Source organism: Mycolicibacterium sp. CBM1 (assembly GCF_054073305.1).
Window position 1 is genome coordinate 35,494 of sequence record NZ_JBSXPP010000006.1, and the last position, 19,927, is coordinate 55,420.

Annotated in this window: 20 protein-coding genes and 1 pseudogene; 9 read left to right on the forward strand and 12 right to left on the reverse strand. The window is 68.3% G+C overall.

The annotated features are described in order from the left end of the window. Positions 1–6: 6 nt before the first annotated feature. Positions 7–2,535: an FtsK/SpoIIIE family DNA translocase gene (locus ACXDF8_RS10025; RefSeq protein ID WP_457223103.1), complete on the reverse strand. Its 2,529-nt coding sequence runs from the start codon at positions 2,533–2,535 to the stop codon at positions 7–9. A gap of 174 nt (positions 2,536–2,709) precedes the next feature. On the opposite strand from ACXDF8_RS10025, the gene ACXDF8_RS10030 reads away from it, so the two are divergent. Genes ACXDF8_RS10030 through ACXDF8_RS10050 form a run of 5 tightly spaced genes read left to right on the forward strand, consistent with a single transcriptional unit; the run spans position 2,710 to position 6,323 of the window. Beyond that, complete coding sequence (locus ACXDF8_RS10030) at positions 2,710–3,024, forward strand: putative quinol monooxygenase (protein WP_457223104.1); 315 nt, start codon at positions 2,710–2,712, stop codon at positions 3,022–3,024. A 4-nt stretch (positions 3,025–3,028) separates the two neighbouring features. After that, positions 3,029–3,844 carry a mycofactocin-coupled SDR family oxidoreductase gene (locus ACXDF8_RS10035; protein ID WP_457223105.1) on the forward strand — a complete coding sequence of 272 codons (816 nt, stop codon included), beginning with the start codon at positions 3,029–3,031 and terminating at the stop codon, positions 3,842–3,844. Between the two features lie 30 nt (positions 3,845–3,874). Next, a complete protein-coding gene (locus tag ACXDF8_RS10040; protein ID WP_457223106.1) occupies positions 3,875–4,420 on the forward strand; it encodes a dimethylamine monooxygenase subunit DmmA family protein in 546 nt (181 codons plus the stop codon). Further along, on the forward strand, positions 4,417–5,340 hold the full coding sequence (locus tag ACXDF8_RS10045) for a PDR/VanB family oxidoreductase (protein WP_457223107.1): 924 nt from the start codon (positions 4,417–4,419) through the stop codon (positions 5,338–5,340). Before ACXDF8_RS10040 ends, ACXDF8_RS10045 begins: the two co-directional genes overlap by 4 nt. Continuing rightward, complete coding sequence (locus ACXDF8_RS10050; RefSeq protein ID WP_457223108.1) at positions 5,337–6,323, forward strand: heme-dependent oxidative N-demethylase family protein; 987 nt, start codon at positions 5,337–5,339, stop codon at positions 6,321–6,323. The genes ACXDF8_RS10045 and ACXDF8_RS10050 overlap by 4 nt, the downstream gene beginning before the upstream one ends. A gap of 84 nt (positions 6,324–6,407) precedes the next feature. On the opposite strand, the gene ACXDF8_RS10055 is transcribed toward ACXDF8_RS10050, so the two are convergent. The 7 genes from ACXDF8_RS10055 to ACXDF8_RS10085 form a co-directional block, all read right to left on the reverse strand. Then, positions 6,408–8,087: a ribonuclease J gene (locus tag ACXDF8_RS10055; RefSeq protein ID WP_457223109.1), complete on the reverse strand. Its 1,680-nt coding sequence runs from the start codon at positions 8,085–8,087 to the stop codon at positions 6,408–6,410. Positions 8,088–8,094: 7 nt separating this feature from the next. Then, on the reverse strand, positions 8,095–8,943 hold the full coding sequence (dapA, locus tag ACXDF8_RS10060) for a 4-hydroxy-tetrahydrodipicolinate synthase (RefSeq protein ID WP_457223359.1): 849 nt from the start codon (positions 8,941–8,943) through the stop codon (positions 8,095–8,097). A 78-nt stretch (positions 8,944–9,021) separates the two neighbouring features. Continuing rightward, complete coding sequence (gene thyX / locus ACXDF8_RS10065) at positions 9,022–9,798, reverse strand: FAD-dependent thymidylate synthase (protein WP_457223110.1); 777 nt, start codon at positions 9,796–9,798, stop codon at positions 9,022–9,024. Positions 9,799–9,901: 103 nt separating this feature from the next. Then, entirely contained in the window at positions 9,902–10,807 is a 906-nt protein-coding gene (locus ACXDF8_RS10070) for a MetQ/NlpA family ABC transporter substrate-binding protein (RefSeq protein WP_457223111.1), read from the reverse strand. After that, positions 10,804–11,517 carry a methionine ABC transporter permease gene (locus tag ACXDF8_RS10075; protein ID WP_457223112.1) on the reverse strand — a complete coding sequence of 238 codons (714 nt, stop codon included), beginning with the start codon at positions 11,515–11,517 and terminating at the stop codon, positions 10,804–10,806. The genes ACXDF8_RS10070 and ACXDF8_RS10075 overlap by 4 nt, the downstream gene beginning before the upstream one ends. Further along, the gene (locus ACXDF8_RS10080) at positions 11,514–12,509 is read right to left on the reverse strand and encodes a methionine ABC transporter ATP-binding protein (protein ID WP_457223113.1); all 996 of its coding nucleotides are present in this window, start codon (positions 12,507–12,509) and stop codon (positions 11,514–11,516) included. Before ACXDF8_RS10080 ends, ACXDF8_RS10075 begins: the two co-directional genes overlap by 4 nt. A 61-nt stretch (positions 12,510–12,570) precedes the next feature. Next, positions 12,571–12,993 (reverse strand): hypothetical protein, encoded by a 423-nt coding sequence (locus ACXDF8_RS10085; protein ID WP_457223114.1) that lies wholly within the window; start codon positions 12,991–12,993, stop codon positions 12,571–12,573. Positions 12,994–13,249: 256 nt separating this feature from the next. Between ACXDF8_RS10085 and ACXDF8_RS10090 the strand changes: the two are divergent. Then, positions 13,250–13,402, forward strand: a pseudogene (locus ACXDF8_RS10090) (LLM class flavin-dependent oxidoreductase); the annotation flags it as partial. 54 nt (positions 13,403–13,456) lie between these two features. Next, entirely contained in the window at positions 13,457–14,041 is a 585-nt protein-coding gene (locus ACXDF8_RS10095) for a deaminase (protein ID WP_457223360.1), read from the forward strand. On the opposite strand, the gene ACXDF8_RS10100 is transcribed toward ACXDF8_RS10095, so the two are convergent. Continuing rightward, positions 14,042–14,809, reverse strand: a complete 768-nt coding sequence (locus ACXDF8_RS10100; protein WP_457223115.1) for a FadR/GntR family transcriptional regulator — start codon at positions 14,807–14,809, stop codon at positions 14,042–14,044. Positions 14,810–14,894: 85 nt separating this feature from the next. On the opposite strand from ACXDF8_RS10100, the gene ACXDF8_RS10105 reads away from it, so the two are divergent. Further along, entirely contained in the window at positions 14,895–15,800 is a 906-nt protein-coding gene (locus ACXDF8_RS10105; protein WP_457223116.1) for a proline iminopeptidase-family hydrolase, read from the forward strand. Positions 15,801–16,109: 309 nt separating this feature from the next. Beyond that, on the forward strand, positions 16,110–17,243 hold the full coding sequence (locus ACXDF8_RS10110) for an APC family permease (protein WP_457223117.1): 1,134 nt from the start codon (positions 16,110–16,112) through the stop codon (positions 17,241–17,243). 167 nt (positions 17,244–17,410) lie between these two features. On the opposite strand, the gene ACXDF8_RS10115 is transcribed toward ACXDF8_RS10110, so the two are convergent. The 3 genes from ACXDF8_RS10115 to ACXDF8_RS10125 are packed head-to-tail and all read right to left on the reverse strand — an operon-like array spanning position 17,411 to position 19,895. Then, positions 17,411–18,619: a winged helix-turn-helix domain-containing protein gene (locus tag ACXDF8_RS10115; protein ID WP_457223118.1), complete on the reverse strand. Its 1,209-nt coding sequence runs from the start codon at positions 18,617–18,619 to the stop codon at positions 17,411–17,413. Further along, complete coding sequence (locus tag ACXDF8_RS10120) at positions 18,616–19,098, reverse strand: dihydrofolate reductase (RefSeq protein ID WP_457223119.1); 483 nt, start codon at positions 19,096–19,098, stop codon at positions 18,616–18,618. The genes ACXDF8_RS10115 and ACXDF8_RS10120 overlap by 4 nt, the downstream gene beginning before the upstream one ends. After that, complete coding sequence (locus tag ACXDF8_RS10125) at positions 19,095–19,895, reverse strand: thymidylate synthase (protein WP_457223120.1); 801 nt, start codon at positions 19,893–19,895, stop codon at positions 19,095–19,097. The genes ACXDF8_RS10120 and ACXDF8_RS10125 overlap by 4 nt, the downstream gene beginning before the upstream one ends. Positions 19,896–19,927 lie beyond the last annotated feature (32 nt).

Sequence of the window (19,927 nt, forward strand, 5' to 3'; positions counted from 1 at the left end):
CAACCGCTAGAACTCCTCGCCGTTGGCGTCCGAACCACCGCGGATCAGCATCAGGGTGCCGGCCAGTTCATCAGGCTTGACCAGCACCTCACGTGCCTTGGACCCCTCGGACGGGCCGACGATGTTGCGGGTCTCCATCAGGTCCATGAGCCGACCGGCCTTGGCGAAGCCGACCCGCAATTTGCGCTGCAGCATCGACGTCGAGCCGAACTGCGAGGACACCACCAGTTCCACCGCCTGCAGGAAGACGTCCATGTCGTCGCCGATGTCGGGGTCGACATCGGAGCGGTCGCCGGACGGCTTGGCGGCGGTGACGCCCTCGGTGTACTCCGGCTCGGCCTGGTCCTTGCAGGCCTGCACGACGGCTTGGATCTCCTCGTCGGTGATGTAGGCACCCTGCAACCGCTGCGGCTTGCTGGCTCCCATCGGCAGGAACAGGCCGTCGCCCATACCGATCAGCTTCTCGGCACCCGGCTGGTCGAGGATGACGCGGCTGTCGGTGAGCGAGGAGGTGGCGAACGCCAGCCTCGACGGCACGTTGGTCTTGATCAGACCGGTGACGACGTCGACCGACGGGCGCTGGGTGGCCAGCACCAGATGAATGCCTGCCGCACGGGCCTTCTGGGTGATGCGCACGATGGCGTCCTCGACGTCACGCGGCGCGGTCATCATCAGATCGGCCAGCTCGTCGACGATCGCGATGATGTAGGGGTACGGCTTGTAGACGCGCTGGCTGCCCAGCGGTGTACTGATCTCGCCGGAGCGCACTTTGGCGTTGAAGTCGTCGATGTGGCGCACCCGGGAGGCCTGCATGTCCTGGTAGCGCTGTTCCATCTCCTCGACCAGCCACGCAAGGGCGGCCGCGGCCTTCTTCGGCTGCGTGATGATCGGCGTGATCAGATGCGGAATGCCTTCATAAGGCGTCAGTTCCACCATCTTGGGGTCGATGAGAATCATCCGCACTTCGTCGGGCGTGGCGCGGGCCAGCAGCGAGACGAGCATCGAGTTGACGAAGCTGGACTTGCCCGAGCCGGTGGAGCCGGCCACCAGCAGATGCGGCATCTTGGCCAGGTTCGCCGAGATGAAGTCGCCTTCGATGTCCTTGCCCAGCCCGATGACCAGCGGATGGTGATCGCGACGGGTGGACGGCGCGGTGAGAACGTCGGCCAGTCGCACCATTTCGCGATCGGTGTTGGGCACCTCGATGCCGACGGCGGACTTGCCCGGAATCGGAGCCAGCATCCGCACACTCTCGGTGGCCACGGCATAGGCGATATTGCGTTGCAACGCAGTGATTTTCTCGACCTTCACCCCGGGGCCGAGTTCGACCTCGTAGCGGGTGACGGTCGGCCCCCTGGTGCAGCCGGTAACGGCGGCGTCGACCTTGAACTGTTGCAGCACCGACGAAATCGCGTCCGACATCTGCTCGTTGGCAGCACTGCGCCGCTTCGGCGGATCGCCGGGGATCAGCAGGTCCAGCGCGGGCAGATGGTAGGGGCCCTCGACGACGCGATCGACGACCTTCTCGAGGACCTTGGTGTCCTGCTTGGGGGCCGGCTCCTCGTCTTTGAGGTCGTCTTCGAGGACCGCCTTCTTGGGGCGGCGCGCCTTGACCGGCTCGGGGGCGGTCGGGGCGTCCTCCTCGATTGGGTAGTTGTCCAGCGGTGTGCCGGCCGGGGTCTGCGCGCCCGGCCAGGCCGGCGCCTCGTCGGCGTAGGAGCGGGGGTCGTCGTAGTAACCGTCGGAGAAGTCGTCGGGTGCGGCCGAATCGATGTCGTCGGGTTCGGCCTCGTCGTAGTCGTCGTCGTATTCGTCGTCGTAGCGCTCACGGGTGCTGAACATCGCGTACAGCGTCTCGGGCACCTCGCGGATGGTGGTGCCGGTCAGCAGCAGCACACCGAACAAGGCGGCGATGATCAGCAGCGGGGTCGCGATCCACGGAGTCAGCCCGTCGGACAACGGTCCGCCGATGGCGAACCCGATGAAGCCGGCGGCGCGTTGGCGGACGGCGGGGTCCTGCGGGGCACCGGACCACAGATGCATGAGTCCCAGCACCGGCAGCGCGATCATGGCACAGCCCAGCACCAGGCGCGGACGGGCGTCGGGGTCGGGTTCGGTGCGCATCAGCATCACGGCGACGACGGCGATCGCCAGCGGGAGCAGCACCACTGCCCCGCCGACCAGGGTGCGCAGCACGGAGTCGATCCACGCCCCGACCGGGCGGGCGGCGTCGAACCAGGATGCGGCGGCGATGACAACCGCGACGGCCAGCAGGCCCAGCGCGATGCCGTCGCGACGATGCCCTGGCTCGATGTCACGGGCTCGGCCGACCGAGCGCGCCGTGGAGCCCGCCCCCTTGGCCACCATCAGCCAGGTGGCCCGCGCCGCGCGTCCGCTGGCGGCCGCTGCGGTGCCGACCGGTGACGAGGTGCGCTTCTTGGCGGGCTTGCGCCGCGGTGCCGGCTTCGCCGACCGCGACGCACCCTTTGACCTGGTCGTTCGCGCGCCAGAGCGAGCGGCCGTCTTGTTCGCCATGCGGGCAAGCCTAGTCGCAACTGCCCCATCTGCACCATCCGCCACACAGGTTACGAATGGGCCGTTGCCGGACTGCGATCAAGTTCCCAAGTCGACCACCGGGACCGCGGTCGTGCGCCAATACAAAGGACGTCTAACGTAAGCCCCGTCACACCCCGAATCAGGAGGCCGCCCATGCCCGTCACCGTCGTCGCCACCTTCACCGTCAAGCCCGAATCCGTGGACGCCGTGCGCGCGGCCTGCACGAAGGCGATCGCCGCGGTTCACGAGGAGCCCGGCTGTGAGCTGTACTCGCTGCACGAGGGCGACAAGACGTTCGTGTTCGTCGAGCAGTGGGCCGACGCCGACGCACTCACCACCCACAGCACCGCCCCGGCTGTGGGCGCGCTGTTCGGCGAGATCGGCGAGCACCTCGACGGCGCCCCGGACATCAAGATGCTCACCCCCGTTCCGGCCGGCGACCCGGCCAAGGGCCAGCTGCGCGCCTGACAACATGGGTGAACTCGACGGCAAGGTCGCCCTGATCACCGGGGCGGCCCGCGGCCAGGGCCGCGCGCACGCGGTGAAGCTGGCATCGGAAGGTGCCAGCATCATCGCGATCGACATCTGCGCCCAGATCGCCAGCGTGCCCTACCCCATGGCCACCCCGGAGGACCTGGCCGCCACGGTCAAACTCGTCGAGGACACCGGCGCGCGCATCGTCGCCCGGGAAGCCGACGTGCGGGACCGGGCCGCGCTCAAGTCCGCGGTGTACCAGGGCATCGAGGAGCTGGGCCGTCTCGACATCGTGATCGCCAACGCGGGGATCGCCCCGATGGCCGACGAGGGCGCCTGGCAGGACGTCATCGACGTCAACCTGACCGGGGTCTACCACACCGTCGACGTGACGATGAAGCCGTTGATCAAGCAGGGCGACGGCGGGGCGATCGTGCTGACCAGTTCGGTGGCCGGACTAGTAGGCATCGGCGCGCCGATCGCCGGCTCGCTGGGCTACACCGTGGCCAAGCACGGGATGGTCGGCCTGATGCGGGCGTATGCGAATTTCCTTGCCGCGTTCAACATCCGGGTCAATTCGGTGCACCCCGCCGGGGTGAACACCCCGATGATCGACAACGAGTTCACCCGCTCGTGGCTCGACGGGCTGGCCCAGCAGAACTTTGGCGGGCCGGACCTGACCAATGCCCTGCCGGTGCAGACGCTGGAACCCGAGGATATCGCCAACGCGGCGTACTTCCTGGTCTCCGAGGCGGGTCGATACATCACTGGTGTCGCGTTGCCGGTGGACGCCGGGTTCGTCAACAAGCGCTGACCTGCTCGCCGCCACTACGATCGGGGGGCGATGAGACCCCCTCTGGACCTAACCAGCGTCCCGACCTGGGCCGTCGAACCCACATGTCCGCCGGCGGATCTGTCCGGCCGCCAGTGGACAGTGCTCGCTATCGGGCCCGCCGCGGGCCGCGTCGCGCAGGGGTGGATCGCCCAGATCGCGGCACACCGGCCGGATTCGCGCCCCCGGCTGCATCTGGTCGCCGACGCCGACGAGGCCTGCGCAGCGTTGGTCACCGACCTGGACCGGGCGAGCGTCGGGTGGCGGCTGCTGCTGGCCGGTCCGGCGCACGCCTGCCTTCGGGTGCGCGCGCGTGCGCTCGAGGTCGGCGCCGCCGACGACGAGATCACCGTTGCCAGTACCGAGGTGGACACCCGCGAGGTGTTCTGCGCGCACTGCCGCAGCACCGTGACCGCCCGGGTCGAGCTGGCCGGGGAGGTCACCTGCCCGGGGTGCCGGCGACAGCTGTTCGTGTACTACCACGTCTCCCGTCGCCTCGGCGCACACCTGGGCTTCGTCACCGGGCCCGACGAGCCGGACCGGACGCCGACACCATGAGCACGCTGGCCCTGGAGGTCGTCGGGATCGACGCCGGTGTGCCCGGCATACGGACGCTGCGGCTGGCCCGGCCCGACCGGGACGTGTTGGCGTCCTTCACCCCGGGCAGTCACATCGTCATCGAATACCCCGGCGGCGCCAACGCCTACTCGCTGACCGGCGAGACGGCCGCACCCCGCGAATACGTGGTGTCGGTGTTGGAATGCGCCGGCGGACGCGGCGGCTCGCGCTGGATCCACCGGGAGTTGGCCGTCGGCGACACCGTCGTCGTGCACGAGCCACGCAGCGCGTTCGCCCCGGTGTTGCGAGCCCGCCGGCACCTGCTGATCGCCGCCGGGATCGGCATCACCCCGATGGTCTCGCACCTGCGCAGCGCCCGCCGCTGGGGCCGCGACGCGGCGCTGCTCTACGTCCACCGGGAGGGTCGCGGCGCCTACGTCGACGAGATCAAGGCGCTGACCGACCACGCCCGCTTCTTCACCGAGCGGGCCGCGTTCCTCGCCGAGCTCTCCCCCACCCTCGTCGACCAGCCGTTCGGCACGCATGTCTACATCTGCGGGCCCGGCCCGTTTATCGACGACGTGGCAGCGGCCGCGGCGGCGCTGGGCTGGCCGCTCAGCCGCATCCATACCGAGCACTTCGGTGGCGAGCTGGAGCCCGGCGATCCGTTCGCGGTCGAATTATTCTCCACCGGAGCGTCTTTCACCGTCGATTCCGGGGTTTCCCTGCTAGCGGCGCTGGAATCGCACGGCCAAGCGGTGCCGAGCATGTGCCGTCAGGGCGTGTGCGGCGAATGCCGAGTGCCGGTGCGTTCGGGGGTGGTGCTGCATCGCGACCTCTACCTGTCCGACGAGGAGCGGGAGACCTCGATGATGGCCTGCGTGTCGCGAGGCACCGGTGCGTTGGTGCTGGACCTGTGACCGGCACGGTGTCAGCGCCGGATCTGGTGGCGTCGTTTCCCTTCCCCTACACCGCCGACGCCTACCGGTACAGCACCAACATCACCCCGGCCGGCGCCGAGGTCAGCACCGCGACCGGCCGGTGGGGCCGGCGGGTGATCGACATCGACAGCGAGTACACCCACGAACTCGCCGAACGCCGGCGCATCCTGGCGACCGACCCGTCGCGGTACGCGGCGCTGCCACACATGCGCATCGCCTGCTGGGACACCATGCTGGCGTTGATGACCGAACTCGCGACGGCCTACCCCGAGACGATGTCACTGAGCCGCGATGGCGACACCTGGCACTGGCGCAACCAATTGCTCGGGCTGGCACAGGATTTCGTACTCGGCGACGAGGCCAGCCTGCCGTGCGAGCCGCTGGCCTACATCGCCGGACAGGTTCAGGACGACATCGTGCTGCTCGACCAGCGCGACGGTGACCTGTTCGCCGACGCCGGTGTGGTCACCTTCGCGGCGGGCTGGTCGTTCGGGTTCGACGTCGGTATGACGTTCCTGGAGATCCACGGACCGGTGCCGCGACTGCGGGAGTCCGGGGTGATCACCCGGGCACGCGAGTTCCTGATGCGGCTGGCGCCCAACGACGTCTACCGGCGCACCAACTGGTCGATGACCGTCGGGCGCAGGCTGGACGTGTCCACCGAGACCTTGCCCGAATGGCTGCCCGACCCGGCGACGCTGGCCGCCGTGGACGACAAGACGTTCGGCCGGCTGATCCACCTGCGGGTCGAGGTCCAGCATCTGATCCGGCTCGCCGAATCGGGGGCGATCTGCTTTCTGATCCGCAGCTACATGCTCCCGCTGTGCGACGTCGCCACCGTCGAAGAATGGCGCGCCCGCACCGCGGCGGTGTTGGCCGAATTGCCCGAGGACATGGCCGAATACAAGGGCCTAAGCGCCTATCGCGACCGCGCGGTGGCCTGGCTGCAGGCGCACGCCTGAGCGCCGCCCCGGTCCGCGAGCAGACGCAAACTTATGCTCTGACGGCGGTTTTCGTATGAGTTTGTGTCTGCTCGCGACGGGGCGTCAGATCTCGATGACGGTCGGCACGATCATCGGCTGGCGGCGGTAGGTCTCCCCCACCCACTTGCCGACGGTGCGCCGCACCGCCTGCGCGATCCGCACCGGATCGGTGACGTTGTTGGCGGCCAGCGATTCCAATTCCGCCTCCACCTTGCGGGTCGCGGGCTCCAGCGCCTTGGGATCCTCGGAGAAGCCGCGCGAATACAGCTGCGGCGCGGCGGCGCGGCGGCCGGTATCCCGGTTCAGCACCACCGTGATCGCGACGAATCCCGAGCTAAGGATCAGTCGTTCGCCCAGCGTGGCGTCACCCACGTCACCGGTGACCAACCCGTCGACGAACATCTTGCCGACCGGTACCGCACCCGCGATGGAGGCCTTGCCCGCCACCAGGTCGACGCTGACACCGCTCTCGGCGAGCACGATCCGGTCCTCGGGCACCCCGCTGCGGACGGCGAGCTTGGCGTTCGCCCGCAGCATGCGCCAGGTGCCGTGCACCGGCATCACGTTGCGCGGCCGTACCCCGTTGTAGAGGAACAACAGCTCCCCGGAGTAGGCGTGGCCTGAAACATGGACGCGCACTTGCTGATTGGTGACTACTCGGGCACCGATCTTGGCCAGGTCGTCGATGACGCCGTAGACCGCCTCTTCGTTGCCCGGGATCAGCGACGAGGACAGGATGATCAGGTCGTCGGCGGTGACGGTGATGCTGCGGTGCTCACCACGCGACATCCGCGACAGCGCTGCCATCGGCTCACCCTGCGTGCCAGTGGTGATCAGCACCACCCGCCCGGGCTCCATCTCCTCGGCCATCGCGATATCGACCACGTCACGGTCCTCGACGTGCAGGAACCCCAGCTCGCGGGCGATCGCCATATTGCGCAGCATCGAGCGGCCCACGAACGACACCCGCCGGCCCAGGGCCACCGCGGCGTCGATGATCTGCTGCACCCGATCGACGTTGGAGGCGAAGCAGGCCACGATGATTCGCTGCCCCTCGGCGTTGCGCATCAGCCGGTGCAGGTTGGGACCGACCTCGCTCTCCGACGGGCCCACCCCGGGGATCTCGGAGTTCGTCGAGTCGCACAGCAGCAGGTCCACCCCGGCGTCGCCGAGCCGCGACATGCCGGGCAGGTCGGTCGGACGCCCGTCCGGCGGCAGTTGGTCGAGCTTGATGTCACCGGTGTGCAGCACGGTGCCGGCACCGGTGTGTACGGCGATCGCCAGGGCATCCGGGATGGAGTGGTTGACCGCGAAGTACTGGCACTCGAACACGCCATGGGTGCTGCGTTGACCCTCGGCCACGTGGACCAGCACCGGGTTGATGCGGTGCTCGCGGCATTTGGCGGCCACCAGAGCCAGGGTGAAACGCGAGCCGACCACCGGGATGTCGGCACGCATCCGCAGCAGGTACGGGATCGCCCCGATGTGATCCTCGTGGGCGTGGGTCAGGACCAGCGCCTCGATGTCGTCGAGCCGATCCTCGATCAGCCGCAGGTCGGGCAGGATCAGGTCGACGCCCGGTTCGTCATGGTTGGGGAACAACACCCCGCAGTCGATGATCAGCAGTCTGCCGAGGTGTTCGAAAACGGTCATGTTGCGGCCGATTTCGTTGATGCCACCCAAAGCGGTGATACGCAGACCGCCCGGGGCCAGCGGGCCCGGAGGTGACAACTCGGAGTTCATCAGCGGGTCACCGCAGGGCACCCACGGCGCGCAGGTCGCCAGCCAACTCGTCGAGCTGTTCGGCGGTGGCCGGCATCTGGGGCAGCCGGGGCTCGCCCACCTCGAAGCCCTGCAGCCGCAGCGCGGCCTTGGACAGCGTGACACCGCCGAGGCGGTTCTGCGCGGCATTCAGCGGCGCCAGCGAGACGCCGATCTTACGCGCGGTGGCGATGTCACCGGAGTTGAAGGCGGTGAGCATCTCGCGCAGCTGGCTGGCCACTACGTGGCCCCACACGCTGATGAACCCGACCGCTCCCATGGCCAGCCACGGCAGGTTGAGCGCGTCGTCGCCCGAGTAGTAGGCCAGGCCGGTCTCGGCGATGATCTGCGCGCCGCCGTGCAGGTCGGCCTTGGCGTCTTTGACGGCGACGATGTTGGGGTGGGTCGCCAGCGCGCGCATGGTGGGCCACTCGATGGGTATGACCGACCGCGGCGGGATGTCGTAGAGGATCACCGGCAGGTCGGTGGCATCGGCCACCGTGGTGAAGTGCGCGACCAGGCCGGACTGCGGCGGGCGCGAGTAGTACGGGGTGACGACCAGCAGGCCGTGCGCCCCCTCCGCTGCGCAGCTCTTGGCCAGGCGCACGCTGTGCGCGGTGTCGTAGGTACCGGCGCCGGCAATGATGCGGGCGCGATCGCCGACGGCTTCGAGGACGGCGCGCAGCAGAACGAGCTTCTCGGAGTCGCTGGTGGTGGGTGACTCCCCGGTGGTGCCGGACAGCACCAGCCCGTCACATCCGGAATCGACCAGATGGGTCGCCAGCCGCGCCGCGGTTACGGTGTCCACCGCGCCGTCCGGCGTGAACGGCGTCACCATCGCGGTCAAAACGGTGCCCAGCCGGGCGCTGGCGTCGAATCCGCTGGTGCTCACGGACGCCTAGATTACCCGCTCGGACTACGCCTCCGTCGCCAACGGGGAGGTCGCGACCTCCGTGCCGTCGGCCAGTTCGGCGATCTCGAAATCGGCGAACACCGCGGGTGCGACCTCGGCGAGCCGGCGCAGGCAGGCGATGGCCACGCGGCGGATCTCCACGTCGGCGTGCTCGCTGGCCCGCATCGCGATGAAGTGGCGCCAGGCCCGGTAGTTCCCAGTCACCACGATGCGGGTCTCGGTGTCGTTGGGCAGCACCGCTCGCGCGGCCTGGCGGGCCTGCTTGCGGCGCAGCACACCCAGCGAAGCCGGGCCAGTGGATCCTGCCGGCTGGTCGGCGAATTTGGCTTCCAGTCGGGCCAGCAGTTCGACGTAGGCGGCCCGGCTGGCGTCAGCGGCATCGAGCAGGATCTGCCGCAACTCGTCGTCGTCCTCCAGGCCGGGCGGCACGACCACCTGGGCCTCGTCTTCGGGGACGTAGCGCTGCGAGAGCTGCGAATAGGAGAAGTGCCGGTGCCGGATCACCTCGTGGGTGCAGGACCAGGAGATGCCGGTGATGTAGAGCGAGACGGACGCGTGTTCGAGCACCGAGAAATGGCCGACGTCGATGATGTGCTTGAGGTAGGCCGCGTTGGTGGCGGTCCGCGGATTGGGCTTGGACCAACTCTGGTAGCAGGCCCGTCCAGCGAACTCCAGCAGCGCCTGCCCGCCGTCGGCGTCGGTGCTCCACGGCACGTCCGGGGGCGCCAAGAACTCGGTCTTGGCGATCAGCTGCACGCGCAACGGCGCGGTCTCGGCCACGAGCCTTACCTTAGTGCGCGAGCCGGACCGGGTGTTTCCCGACCGGACGTTGGTCACCGCCGTGGCGGCACCGATAAGCCGATGCCGCCACGCCCGAGCTGACTTAGAGGGGCAGCAGAATGCCCTTCACGCTCGGATCGGTGGCCAGGAATTGTTGCACCGCGGGATCTTTGAATGTCGCGACGAGCTTCTTGATGTTGTCGGTATCGGCCCAGCGACTGCCGATGGTCAGCTGTCCGGCGAACTCGTCCGGTGCGGGCGGGGCGAAGATCTGTTGCTGCAGCGGCACCTTGGCGGCCAGGTAGTACTCGGTGTAGCCCACCGCGGCGTCCAGATCGGGCAGGGAGCGCGATTGCGCGGCGAAGTCCAGCAGGGTGAACTTCAGGTTCTTGGGATTGCCGACGATGTCCTTCTCGGTGGCGGTCCACTTGTCGACGTTCGGGTTCAGCGTGATCAGACCGGCACGCTGCAGAAGCCACAGGCCCTGGGCCTCGTTGGCCGGATCGGAGTACAGCGAGACGTTCGCGCCGTCGGGCAACTGGGTGACGTCGGTGTACTTGTCCGACCAGATGCCGAAGCCCCAGCGGAAGACGGGGGTGGCCGCCTCCTCGCGGAAGTCCGGGTTGGCTTCGAGCACCTGCCCGAGCCACAGCTTGTGCTGGTAGATGGTGCCGGCCACCTCACCGTCGCTGACCGCGCGGTTGATGGTGTTGCTGTCGGCCAGCCCACGGAACGCCACCTTGATGCCGTGTTTGGGCGCGACGTCGCGGCTGATGAACTCGATCAGCGCCTGCTCGGCGGCGTTGCCCTCATTGGTGGCCACGACCAGGGTGGCACCGGGAATCTCGTTGGCGGACTTCGTGTCTCCGAAGAAGAAGTACCGCCCGGCGACGACGGCGACGATGACGACGGCGAGCCCGGCGGCGAGCCAGATCCATCGAGGGCGCTTGCGCAGCTCGAAGCCGTGGTCGTCGGGACTCTCGACGGTCGTGTCGGTGGTGGTGGTCATGCGTTCACGGTTCCTTTCAGGCGGGCATGGGGGGTGGTGAAGCGGACCAGGGCGTCGCCGACGAGCTGCACCGCCGCCACGGTGACCACCAGGATCACGATGGTGGCGAGCATGACGCCCTGGTCGAAGCGCTGATAGCCGTACGTGACTGCGACATAACCGATTCCGCCCGCGCCGATAGTGCCGGCGATGGCGGAGTATTCGATCATCGCGATGATGTTGATGGTGAGCCCACCGAGGATGGACGGGATCGCCTCGTTGAGCTGGGCGGTGCGGATGATCTGCAGGCGAGATCCGCCCGCCGCCCGGGCCACCTTGACCACCGACGGCGGCACCGAGCGCAGCGAGTTCTCGACGATGCGGGTGAAGAACGCGATGCCGGCCAGTGACATCGGCACCACGGCGGCCGCGATCCCGATGTTGGTGCCGGTGATGAACCGGGTGAAGGGCATGATGGCGGCCATCAGGATGAGGAAGGGTAGCGAACGCCCGACGCTGATGATCCAGCTCAACACCGTGTGCAGCGCCGGGTTTTCGAACAGACCGCCGGGTGCCAGGTTGTGGATCAGCGCACCGAGCGGCACACCGACGGCGACGACGATCGTCATCACAATGCCCACCATGACCAGCGTGTCCACCAACGCCGGGAACAGCAGGCCCGGCAGCTCGCCGACCGGAACCTTGGCGTTGGCCAGCAGGGTCTGGGTCATGCCGCGCCCCGCAGCCGCTGCTCGCCGGTGGACAGACCGTACCGGGCCAGCACGTCGGCGGCCCGCTCCCCCAGGTCAGCCGGGATGCCCAGGGTGGCCGAGCCGACCGTGACTCCGTGCACCTGCTGCACCGATGCGCCCAGCACCGCGATCGGTGCGCCGAGGTCGGCGGAGGCGTGCGCGATCCAGTCCGACGGCACGGCCGGCGAGTCGTAGACCACCTGCCAGACCCGCTGGCCGGGGGCGGCGCCGCTGGCGACGCCCTGCGGCCGCAGCTCCGCCCCGAGTGCGGAGCCCGGATCGGTGAGCAGATCGACCAGCCGACCGGATTCGGCGATGCTGCCGTGCTCCAGCCGGGCCACCGAGTCGGCGATCTTGCGCACGGTGTCCATCTCGTGGGTGATGAAGACGATGGACAGGTCCAGGTCGTCGCGCAGTTCCCGCAACAGCTCCACGACGGAGTCGGTGGTTCTCGGATCCAGGCCGGCGGTGGCCTCGTCCGACAGCAGCACCGAGGGGCGCAATGCCAGTGCGCGGGCAATGCCGACCCGCTGCTTCTGGCCGCCGGAGAGCTGGAACGGGTAATGGTTGGCGCGGTTGGCCAGTCCCACCCGGTCGAGCAGTTCGCCGACCCGCTTTCGGGTTTCGGTCGCCGTCACGCCGAGGTACTCCAGCGGCAATGCGACGTTCTCCGCCGCGGTGCGCCGCTCGAAGAGGCCAGCCGACTGGAACACCGTGCCGATCCGGCGCCGGGCGACCCGCAGCCTCTGCGGCGAGAGCGTGGTCAGGTCTTCCCCGTTGACCACCACCGAACCCGAGGTGGGCAGCGTCAGTAGGTTGATGCACTCGGCCAGGGTGCTCTTGCCGGCACCGCTGGGCCCGACCACCGCGAGGATCTCCGCGGCGTCGACCCGGAAGGTGATGCGGTCCAGGACCACAGTGCGGTTCTCGCCGTGGCCGTAGACCTTCGTCAGCTCGGTGAGCTCGATCATTGAGGGACCCTTCGGATACCGAATCATGGTCAGGCGTAATCGCCGTGGTGCGCCAACACTGTCAGCCGCCGGGAAGCCCGGACAGCGTTGTGCTCACGGTGAGTCGATTGCGGTGATCGCAACCCTGGGCCGGGCGCGCGGAGTCCGGCACCGTTGTCGCACTATGGGTATCGACGAGTCGCTTGCGGCCGAGCCGCACGGTTTCACCCTCGCCAAACGCCGTCGGTGGCCCTACATCGTGGGCGCCTTCGTTGTGATCGCCGGCGCAACATCCTATTTCGTGGTGCAGCGCGGTCACAGCACCACGTCGGCCAACGAGACCGCCGGCGCGACCCTCGACGTCGTCTATCTGGACTCCAGCCCGGCCGAGAAAGCGATCATCGAGTACATCGCCGCCAACGTGGCACCGGACTACAACGTCAAGGTGGGTGCCGTCGGGCTCGGCGACCGCCGCTATGCCGGCACCATTTTCCAGCATCGGCATTGGTTGCAGCAGGTGCTCGACGCCAACCCCAGCTTCCAGGAGCAGGCGGCAACCGGGCCGTTCTTCGACTGGGTCTTCGGCATCTGGTCGGACAAACACCGCACACCACAGCAAATCCCGGACGGTGCGACATGCCCGGGTTGTCATTCGCGTTGGGCAGCACCGAGGCCGAGGCGCAACGACGAACTCAACGAACTGGCCGGCTGGCGCATCTGGCCGGACAGCTGTCGGTCTGGACCGGGTCATCACCCGGCGTCGGCTGGTGGTGGGCGGCCCGGAGCAGATCGCCGACGCGATCGAGGAGTGGTTCGTCGCGGGGGCGGTCGACGGGTTCAACCTAATGCCGGACGTGTTCCCGTCGGGGCTGGAGCCGTTCGTCGACCACGTGGTGCCGATCCTGCGGCGACGCCGGCGGGCTGAGCCTCGCCGCGCGCGGGGCTGCCGATCGGCGTTAGCCTGGGCCATGTCCTCGACGATCGCGCCGCGCCTGCTGGAGGTGATCGACGCCGACATCCTGCCCTTGACCGAACGCGGGGTGGCCGCGGGCAACAAGGTGTTCGGCGCGGCGGTCCTGCGCAAGTCGGACCTGTCGGTAGTGGTGGCCGAGACCAACGGCGAGCTCGAGAATCCGTTGTGGCACGGGGAGATCCACACGCTCAAGCGGTTCTACGAGCTGGCGGGGCGACCGCCGACGACCGAGTTGGTGTTCTTGAGCACCCACGAGCCGTGCACCATGTGCATGTCGGCGATCACCTGGGCGGGGTTCGACAACTTCTACTACTTCTTCAGCCACGAGGATTCGCGGGACAGCTTCGCCATCCCGCACGATCTGAAGATCCTGCAGGAGGTGTTCGGCCTGGCTCCTGGCGGCTACCGGCGCAGCAACGCGTTCTGGACCGCGCACTCGATCGCCGACCTCACCGAGGCCGAGGACGAGCCGCTGCGCACCCGGTTGCGCCAGCAGCAGGACGATATCCGCCGGCGGTACGACGCACTGTCGCGCCGCTATCAGGAAGGCAAGGGCGACAACGCTATTCCGCTGAGCTGATCAGTCCGCCAGCACGCCGGCGCGGCGCATCGCGGTAGTGATCAGGTCGAAGTCGATGGTGCCGTGCTCACGGGCGAGCGCGTCCGCCTCGTCGCCGCGGCCGGCGGCGATCGCGGCGAGCATCTCCTCGTGGTCGTGCAGCGCCCGGACCTCCATGGTGCGCATGGTCGTGGGCTCACCCCATAGGTGGGCGGGCGAACCGATGCTGACCGTCGCCTTCAGGTCGAGCAGCAGCTGCTTGAGGACGTCGTTGTGCGCGGCGTCCATGATCGCCAGGTGGAACCGGCTGTCGGCCTGCTGGGCCGGCAGCCCGGTGCTCGCCTCGCGGTAGGCGTCGAGCCTGGAACGCATCAGTGCCAGGTCGGCCTCGGTGCGTGACTCGGCCGCCGCTCGGGCGACGACACCCTGCAGCCGACACACCGCGTCGCAGCGGTTCTGCAGCTCACCCAGGCGCATGCTCAGCGTCCGACCTACCGCGTCGGTCGAGGACTCCGGCCACTGGTCCAACACGTAGGAGCCGCCACCGCGGCCCCGGCGGGTCTCCAGCAGTCCGCGCTCGACCAGGCGGGCCAGCGCGGCACGCACCGTCATCCGGCCCACGCCCAGTGAGGACGCCAGTTCGCGCTCGACCGGCAGCCGCGCGCCGGGCAGGTACTCGCCGATGGCGATGGCGGTGACCAGCCGATCGGTGATCTCGTCCACCCGGGACGGCGAGTCCAGCTGCTGCCCGAGCAGACCCGGGCCAGCCGGTGTGCCGTCATGCGCCATGGCCCGCGTCCTCCTTCGTCACCGAGATGTTAATTCCTCATCAATGGTCTTGCCATGAGACCTTTACCGGTTCATGCTGATCGACATGGCAGTCCAGACACAATTGGTGCCCTTCGGCGAGTACCAGACCTGGGTACAGATCACGACTCCGCAGACGGCACGCGAGGGCGCCCTATCGCTGTTCGTGCTGCACGGCGGACCCGGAATGGCACACAACTACGTCGCCAACATCGCCGCGCTGGCCGACGAGACCGGGCGAACCGTCATCCACTACGACCAGATCGGTTGCGGCGCAAGCAGTCACCTGCCCGATGCGCCCGCAGACTTCTGGACGCCGGCGTTGTTCGTCGATGAGTTCCACACCGTGCGCTCCGCGCTGGGGATCGAGCGCTACCACCTGCTCGGCCAGTCCTGGGGCGGCATGCTGGGCGCCGAGATCGCGGTGCGGCAACCCGCCGGGCTGGTCTCGCTGTCGATCTGCAACTCGCCGGCGTCGATGGAACTGTGGATGGCCGGCGCGGCCGAACTGCGCGCGCAACTCCCGGCAGAGGTTCGGACCACCCTCGATCGCCACGAGGCCGACAACACCGTCACCGACCCGGAATACCTGGCCGCCGCCGAGGAGTTCTACCGCCGCCACGTGTGCCGGACCGAACCCACCCCGCAGGACTTCCTCGACACCGTCGCCCAGATGGAAGCCGAGCCCACCGTCTACCACACCATGAACGGCCCCAATGAGTTCCACGTGGTCGGCACTCTGCGCAACTGGACCATCATCGACCGGCTGCCGTCGATCACCGCCCCGACGTTGGTGATCGCCGGCGAATTCGACGAGGCGACGCCGGCGACCTGGCAGCCCTACGTCGACCAGATCCCCGGAGCCGTCAGCCACGTCTTCGCAGACACCAGCCACTGCACGCACCTGGAGAAACCCGAGGAGTTCCGCGCCGTCGTCGCCGCGTTCCTCGCCGCGCACGACGCGGACCACTGATCCCCTCAACGACAGGAACTCCCATGGACGTCGCCGCACGGCCCGCCGAGCCCGAGGCCCAGCGCACGCTGGAATCATTCGGCTACAAGCAGGAATTGCATCGCTCGGTGGGCACCGTCGATCTGCTGGTCTACGGGCTGGTGTTCATGGTGCCGATCGCGCCGTGGGCGATCTTCGGCACCGTCTACAACAGCGCCGCGGGGATGGTGCCGCTGGTCTACGTCATCGGCCTGGTCGCCATGGTGTTCACCGCGCTGGCCTACGCCCAGATGGCCAAGTCGTTCCCGTTGGCCGGATCGGTGTTCTCGTATGTGGGCCGTGGCATCTGTGGGCCGTGGCATCCATCCCAATGTCGGCTTCTTCGCCGGCTGGGCGATCTTGCTCGACTACCTGCTGGTGCCGACCCTGCTCTACGTGTTCGCCGCGGAGTCGATGATCGGGCTGTTCCCCGGCACGCCGCGCTGGCTGTGGGCGATCGTGTTCGTGCTCGCCAACACCGTCATCAACCTGCTCGGTGTGGACTCGCTGAAGATGGCCAACCGCGCGTTCCTGGCCGTCGAGCTGGTGTTCGTGGTCATCTTCGTCTACATCGCGATCACCGCCATCGGCGGCGGCACGCTGCCCAACGTCGGCTGGAGCACGACGCCGATCTGGAATCCTGAGACCGTCAGCGCCCCGCTGATCGCCTCGGCGCTGTCCATCGCGGTGCTCAGCTTCCTCGGCTTCGACGGAATTTCCACCCTCGCAGAGGAATCCACCGGCAAGAAGAACCCGGCCGGCAAGGCGATGGTCGGGTCGCTGTTCATCGTGGCGTTCCTGTTCATCGTGCAGACCTGGCTGGCCAGCCTGCTGGCCGGTGGCCGGGAGGCTTTCAGCGACGACGAGGTCGGCAACGCCTTCTTCGAGCTGGTCAAGGCGGCCTCCAACACCGGCTGGATGAACGCCTTCTTCGCGGTCAACGTGCTGGCCGTCGGGTTCGCCAACGCGATGGCCGCCCAGGCCGCCACCAGCCGGCTGCTGTACTCGATGAGCCGCGACCGCCAGCTGCCGAGCTACCTGTCCAAGGTCAGCTCGCGGCAGGTGCCGATGGCGGCGATCCTGACGGTCAGCGCGCTCAGCGTCGTGCTGGTGCTGTTCTTCGTCGGCCAGATCGGGCTGATCTCGTCACTGGTGAACTTCGGCGCGCTGTTCAGCTTCTGCCTGCTGCATGTGTCGGTGGCCTGGTATTACCTGGGACGCAAGAAGTCCACGAATTACCTGCTGCACCTGGTGGTGCCGGCCTTGGGCTTCGTGATCATCGCATACGTGCTGGTCAACGCCGACGCGCTGGCCAAGATCGGCGGTCTGGTGTGGCTGGGTATCGGCGTGGTGGTCTTCATCGTCAACCGGGTGCGCGGGGTCGGTGCGAGCTCGCAGCGTGCGGACGTGCCCGTCGAAAGCTGACAGGCCGCGAGTGGTGACTGAACGGGCCCGCTGTTGAGGGTCCGGTTCAGAGGAGGCATGGAGTGCTGCGGTGCGACATCGCCGGGGTCCTCCGGCCCGACTGTGGGTGCTACGCGCGCGACATCACCAAAAAGCGCGCCCAAGGCCCACAGTCGGCGCGCCGACCCTTACAGCGCGGCGCGCAAAGGCCCGGCCATATCGCCCCGCTCACCCACGCTGACATCGCCGAGCCCCAGCCAGGACGCCATCGTGTGGAGCTCGGTGGCCAGCCGCGGTGCGATCTGCGCAGGGTCCTGGCCGGGTTCGGCAAAGGCCCCGACGACATGTAGGGCGCCGCGGGCGCGTTCGGCCTTGAGGTCGACGCGGCCGACCAGCCGCCCGTCGAGCAGGAAGGGCCACACGTAGTAGCCGAACTTTCGTTGCCGCTCGGGAACGTAGATCTCGATGCGGTAGTGGAAGTCGAACAGCCGCTCCACGCGCGGCCGGAAGAAGATCAGCGGGTCGAACGGGCACAGCAGCGCCGTCCCGCGGTCCACCCGGGGCACCGTCACGTCCGGCGCCAGGTAGGCCGGGGCCGACCAGCCGTCGACCTCGACCTGCTCGAGAAGTCCTTCGGCAACCAACGCGGCCACCGCGGGCTTGCTCTGCTTCGGACTCAGCCGGAAATAGTCCCGCAGATCGGGCTCGGTGGCCACGCCCAGAGCACCCGCGGCCCGCAGCATCAGCTCCCGCACCGCCTCGTCGTCATCGACCTCGCGGGCCAGCACATGCGGCGGTAAGACCTTCTCACTTAGGTCGTAGTGCCGAGCGAACCCGACCCGCGTCGCCGTCGTCAGCGCCCCCGACGACCACAGCGCCTCGGCCACCCACTTGGTATCGCTGCGGTCCCACCACGGCCCCTTGCGGCCGCGCTGCTCGCTGTTGAGATGGGCCTCGATCTGCCCGGCGGTGCTCGGGCCGAGTTCGGCGACGGCGGCAAGGATGTCCTCGGCCAGCCGCGGGTTCTTCTTGACGATCTCGGTGCCCCAGCGGCCGTGGGTGTACTCGCGCATGCGCCAGCGCAGCAGCGGCCAGTCCTCGACGGCCATCAGCGCCGCCTCGTGCGCCCAGTACTCGACGAGCAGGCGCGGCGAGCGGGCGCTGTGGCTCCACGCGGCCTTGTCCAGGACCTCGCGGTCGTAGGGCCCGAGCCGGCTGAACACCGGCGCGTAGTGCGCCCGCACCGCCACTGACACCGAGTCCAGTTGCAACACCTGGATGCGCGAGATCAGCCGGCGCACATGGGCGCGGGTGACGGGCCCGCGCGGCTTGGGTTCGGTCAGGCCCTGGGCGGTGATCGCGATCCGGCGGGCCTGGTCGGCGGTAAGCCGGGTCATGCCCGCAGGTAGCTGTGGAACCGGTAACGCAACCCGGACCTACTGTCCCGCCACGGGGTGGACGTGCCGACCCAGGATTCGTCGAGCATCGGGGCCAGCGCGTCGTCGTCTTCCAGCCGTAGATCGATCTCGACCTCGGTCACCTCGCAGCGAGCGGCCCGTGGCAGTGCCAGGTGATAGATCTCCGAGCCGCCGATCACCCAGGTGTCCTGGTCGGTCAGGGCGTCCTCGAGGTCGCCCACCACCGTCGCGCCATCAGCCATGTAGTCAGCTTGCCGGGTCAGCACGACATTTCTGCGTCCCGGCAGCGGGCGGACCTTGACCGGCAGCGACTCCCAGGTGCGCCGGCCCATCACCACGGTGTGGCCCATGGTGATGTCCTTGAAGCGGGCGAGGTCTTCGGGCAGGTGCCACGGGATGCCGCCGTCGCGGCCGATCACCCCGGACGTCGACTGCGCCCAGATCAGACCAACTGTCATACAGCGACCGGAGCCTTGATCGCCGGGTGCGGGTCGTAGTTGCGGATCTCGATGTCGTCATAGGTGTAGTCGAAGATCGAATCCCGCTGGGCCAGAACGAGTTCCGGATAGGGACGGGGATCGCGGCCGAGCTGCTCGGTGACCTGCTCGACGTGGTTGTCGTAGATGTGGCAGTCACCGCCGGTCCAGACGAACTCCCCCACCGCCAGGCCGGCCTGAGCGGCCATCATGTGGGTGAGCAGTGCGTAGCTGGCGATGTTGAACGGCACGCCCAGGAACAGGTCGGCGCTGCGCTGATAGAGCTGGCAGCTCAGCTTGCCGTCGGCGACGTAGAACTGGAACAGCGCATGGCACGGCGCCAGGGCCATCTGCGGGATCTCGCCGACGTTCCACGCCGAGACGATGATGCGGCGACTGTCCGGGTCGGTGCGCAATAGGTGCAGCGCGTTGCTGATCTGGTCGATGTGCTCACCGGACGGAGTGGGCCAGGAGCGCCATTGCACTCCGTAGACTGGCCCGAGATCGCCTGTCTCAGAGGCCCATTCGTCCCAGATCGTGACGCCGTGCTGGCGCAGCCACTCGACATTGGACTCGCCGCGCAGGAACCACAGCAGCTCGTAGATCACCGCCTTCAGGTGCACCTTCTTGGTGGTGATCAGCGGAAAGCCGACGGACAGGTCATAGCGCAGCTGGTGGCCGAACAAGCTGCGGGTGCCGGTGCCGGTGCGATCGGATTTCGGTGTTCCCTCTGCGAGCACGAGTCGAAGCAGGTCCTCGTATGGCGTGGCGATCGGCACGCCGCTCAGCTTACGTCCGAGCGCACGGGTAG